The organism is Methanobrevibacter sp. (assembly GCF_017468685.1).
Taxonomy (GTDB): domain Archaea; phylum Methanobacteriota; class Methanobacteria; order Methanobacteriales; family Methanobacteriaceae; genus Methanocatella.
In genome coordinates this window covers 1-4,506 of sequence record NZ_JAFUHT010000066.1, presented here as the reverse complement: position 1 = coordinate 4,506, position 4,506 = coordinate 1, and the positions used below count along the sequence as shown (strand labels likewise).

Here is a 4,506-nt window from a genome sequence, read left to right as displayed (position 1 = left end):
TAATAAATACATAGTATTATTTTTTTGATGATTTAAATGAATTCTTACCCACAATTGTTTAAAAGCAAAAAAACAAGAGAAAAAGCAAAATTTACAATAAAGTTGAAAAAGACTTCAATTTTTACATTTAAACTTGAAAAACAAGTGAATATAGAGGAATGCACAAATCTTATCCAATATTGCTGTGGATTTTCAACTAAATCATTTACATCAATTATTAAAAAGTATAAAGTTTTTCCTATTAAAGTTTTAGAGCAACCTGAAAAAAAATAAATAAAGGTATATAACTTACCTTTTTACACTAACCGTATGAATCATTCCTCTTTTTGATAGTCAATAATCGCAAATATCCTTTTGATGCTTGAATATGCAGTTTCAATAGATGCCATAGAGGTGCTTAAACTTTTAATAGGTTTGGTCAATAACTGTCCATACATGATTACTGCCAATAGGGTTCCCAGTTGTATTTCACCAACTGATAAAAAGTAAACGCCTGCCATATAAACGGTTATGTTACTTACATTTGTTAAAAGGGTTGTAACAGGCTCCATAATATTGGTAACGTTTCTGGATTTGGCATAATAGTCAATTACCGTTTGGTTGATTTTTTTAAATCCTTTTTCATGGAATGAATCACGATTTGTGAGTCCCCTTTCAAAATAGCTCATCAGTCTACCCAAATGTTTTTGATGACCATCATAATGGGCTTTGGATTTATAATCGCATAAGGAAAAGGAAATTATATAAATCGGCACTATCACCAGATAAATTAAACTCAATCTGAAGTCCGTCATCATCATCAATACAATTACAAGGACTATAGACAGGATTTGCGCATAGATTTCAGAAATTTTTGAAGAAACAAACTCCCTGATGTTCATCACATCATTGTTTAATCTGGACATGATGAGACCCTTTGAGTTTTCCTGAATGAAACCTGATCCAACAGCATCAATCTTGTCAAATAGTTTCATCCTTAAATTATAAGCCACTTTTTCACCAGTAATGCCCATAATTCTCTTTGGAGTTAATTTTAACAGATACCCTGCAGAATACAATACCATCAACAAGGCCAAGTTAATGTAGATTGCAACATCATTAGAGGAATTCACATTGGAACTCAATAAATTAACGGTCTTTCCTGCAACTTTAGGGGCATAAACCATGCACAATGTGGATATAGTAAGCAAAATCATTGATATTATTACTTTGACCCTGTCATCATTTAATATTAGAGTGAATTTTTGAGAGATTTCTTTTCTTTCATCCCATATGCCCTTATTCTGCCAGGACACATCTTCCTCTACAATTTCTATTCTTTTTGGATTATCTGTGTTTTTGGATTTTATTGTTTTATCTTCCAGGTTCAAAACTTCCTCCAAACGCACAGAAGTGGCATATGCACGTGGCCACCTGTCAATCAATGCCGGAAGAACCGCCAAGGTGCTGACGAAGTAGGCAACATATATCAGAATAATAAATGAATCCACAACACTGTCGGTTTCAAAGCCTATTGTGTATCCGGAATTGACCATTGCAAATGTAACTAAAACAATGACATATAACCCCCATAATAATACAGGGCCAAGGTAATATTGGCTTAAGGTATAGGTAACATTCTTGTCATAGGAATTCTCACATGCCTTTTCAAATTCAGCTTCATACTCCTGTTTATTGAATGAAACTCTGTTAGCTATATCACTGATTTTGGATAAAAACAACAGGTTCAGTTTTCCGTATGTCTTTTTGGCTCTGAAAAATATTTCTACAATCTGTTTCATTCTCCAAATTAGAATCCCTGCAAGAACACCAACAAATCCTAAGAAAAATAGTGCATAAGTTCCGTCAATCAATGCTATTTCATATACAATTGCTATGAATGTAACCGGAATCAGCATTAACTGTGTGAGTATCATCACGATAAAACCCTGTTCTGAGGACATTCCCCTGGTTGACCGTGTAACCAGTCCTGAAATTTTAAATTGTGCGAGTTCTTCACTAGGCAGGTTCATAAGTATATGAAATATTTTTTCACGGACAGTATATGCGGCATTTGAAGCCACTTTTGTTGAGAGAAAGGAAATGATATAAATGGCAATCATTGAAATGACTGTATACATTAACATGTATGATCCTGATTTGATAAGCAAATCGATGTTCTGTTCTTTAACTCCAGTCAAAGCTGCACTGAACAAATCAATTATTTCCATTTGAAAGAATGTCTGAATGATTATCAAAGCGAAAATAAACAATATAGTTTTCCATTGGAATTTTAATGAAACCTTCAAAAACTTTCTCATGAATATAATTTAGTTTTTAAAATGATATATATATTATTGTCAAATCGAAGGTTATGCTAAAAAATATTCGCATATAACCCAATAGTGCAAAAAAGCTCTTTGAGTCATTACATTTTATCTATTTTTTAAAACAAACTTTAACTAAACTATTTATATCTTTAATTCATATAATAAACACATATGACTTTTTATAATTGGGTCAAGACATAATGCAGTATGTTGAATTACAAAGAGTTGCTCATATATAATATTAAAGAGGACAATTAACATGAATATTAGAGAAATAATCAAGGATGCTTTTCTATTTCCATCAAAGAATACCGGGAGATTTGCAATTTATCTTCTTTTGTCAGTGCTTATGGTAGGATTTGCCCTAGGAGGCATTTTTACATATGCATATGGAATTATTGATGCTGAAAATTATTTGACCGGAGGAATATACATTATAATCTCCATACTTATCGGATTCCTAATCTTCGGTTATCACATCAAGGTTATTAAGTCAGGAATTGAACATGACAACAATGTCCCCGTCTTTGAATTGTATGAAGATTTTATGACCGGTTTTGATAATGTTCTTGTTTTAATACTTTACTTCATAACTCCAACATTAATTGTTATGCTTGTAGGATTTGGTACAAATCTTTTTGGTAACGCCATGGATGTTGTAAATGAATTTGCCTTACAGATATTCAATGTTTACATTATGGATTTGCCCCTAGACATTGCAGTCAATGCAATATCTCCAGTATTAATTCCTTTCTTGAATTCTTTTGCCATTACTCTTACTGTTGCTTTAGTAGTATTTTTAATCTTTTCAATCCTTTATTTAATGGCTGAAACAAGATTGGCAAATACTGGCAGTTTTAGACAAGCTTTAAATATTTTTGAAGCAGCTAAAGACATAACAAGAATTGGTGTGGGCAAAGTAGTTTTATTAGTGTTAGCAATTGTTGTCGTCATTGCAATTATTGAGATTATTCTAACAATCGCATTAATATTTTATCCGTTTTTAGTATCAGTTCTTTACATTATACTAACTCCATATGTAGTATTAGTTTCTCAAAGAGCCCTCGGATTATTATATTCGGATATAACTTAATCATATAAAATAAAAACATGAAATTAAATTATAAAAAGTAAGAATAAATATTCAGTGGATGTTAATATGGACATAACAGAAATAATAAAAAGAGCAGTTGTATTTCCATCAAAAAACTTAGAGATATTATCAATTTATGCTATTATGTCAGTGTTGGCTGGAGCATTTGCTGTTGAAGGAGTAGTAACATTTATATCTGGAATTATAAACATTGCAAATTTCGTGATTGGGGCAACATATATTGCAATTGCAATAATAATCGGAATTATTACCCAAAGGATATCTGTTCAATGTGTTAAATCCGGAATTGAGTTGCAGGATAAAATACCTGATTTTAAATGGTGGGGAAATTGGGGTCTCGGTTTAAAGAAAATCGTTATCACAATATTCTACTTTATAGTTCCTGCATTGATTGTCATATTTATTGCATTGATTACAAATGTTTACGGCAACCTCATAAATATCGCTCAAGCAATAACTGTACAGATTTCCCCTATTCTTATGGGAAGCATTACTGCTGAGGATGCAATAACTCAGGCATCATTTCCATTATTTGTTTCATTAGCAATTACCCTTGCCGCAGGTTTACTTTTATTTTTAGTATTTTCATTCTTCCAGGTTATAGCTGAAGCAAGATTAGCACATACTGATAGTTTAATAAAATCTTTAAATTTTATTTCAGCTGCAAAAGACCTGAAAATGATTGGTGTAGGTAAAGTAATCCTATTGTCCATAATAATTTTGGTGATTGTCGCAGTTATTGAGCTGATTTTAACATTTATCTTTGATCATTTAGTGGTCTTGTCAATTCTTAATCTTGTGATAACACCATACATTGCATTATTCAGTCAAAGTGCAATGGGATTTTTATATTCTGATATAGTTTAATTCTTAAACTATACCTCTTTTTTTATCATAACTAGTTATGATTGATATTTTCTGAATGCATATGCAAGAATTGAACCTGCAAAATTCTGCCAGACTGAATAAATCGCTCCGGGAACTGTTGCCTGGGACAAATTTGGAAAATGGGTTTTTGCAAGGCTTGTTGACAAACCTGAATTTTGAAATGCAATTTCAATAGCTATTGTAATTATCTGCTTT

3 protein-coding genes and 1 pseudogene are annotated in these 4,506 nt (G+C 31.7%); 2 read left to right on the top strand and 2 right to left on the bottom strand.

The window, feature by feature from the left end:
• Positions 1-314: 314 nt before the first annotated feature.
• Positions 315-2,300: an ABC transporter transmembrane domain-containing protein gene (locus tag IJ258_RS08340; protein WP_292805688.1), complete on the bottom strand. Its 1,986-nt coding sequence runs from the start codon at positions 2,298-2,300 to the stop codon at positions 315-317.
• A 268-nt stretch (positions 2,301-2,568) separates the two neighbouring features.
• Here IJ258_RS08340 and IJ258_RS08335 point away from each other — a divergent pair, with 268 nt between their 5' ends.
• Both IJ258_RS08335 and IJ258_RS08330 read left to right on the top strand, forming a co-directional pair.
• Entirely contained in the window at positions 2,569-3,402 is an 834-nt protein-coding gene (locus tag IJ258_RS08335) for a DUF4013 domain-containing protein (RefSeq protein WP_292805685.1), read from the top strand.
• Between the two features lie 66 nt (positions 3,403-3,468).
• A complete protein-coding gene (locus tag IJ258_RS08330; protein ID WP_292805682.1) occupies positions 3,469-4,290 on the top strand; it encodes a DUF4013 domain-containing protein in 822 nt (273 codons plus the stop codon).
• A 35-nt stretch (positions 4,291-4,325) separates the two neighbouring features.
• Here IJ258_RS08330 and IJ258_RS08325 read toward each other — a convergent pair.
• Positions 4,326-4,506 (bottom strand): annotated as a pseudogene (locus IJ258_RS08325) (bile acid:sodium symporter family protein); the annotation flags it as partial.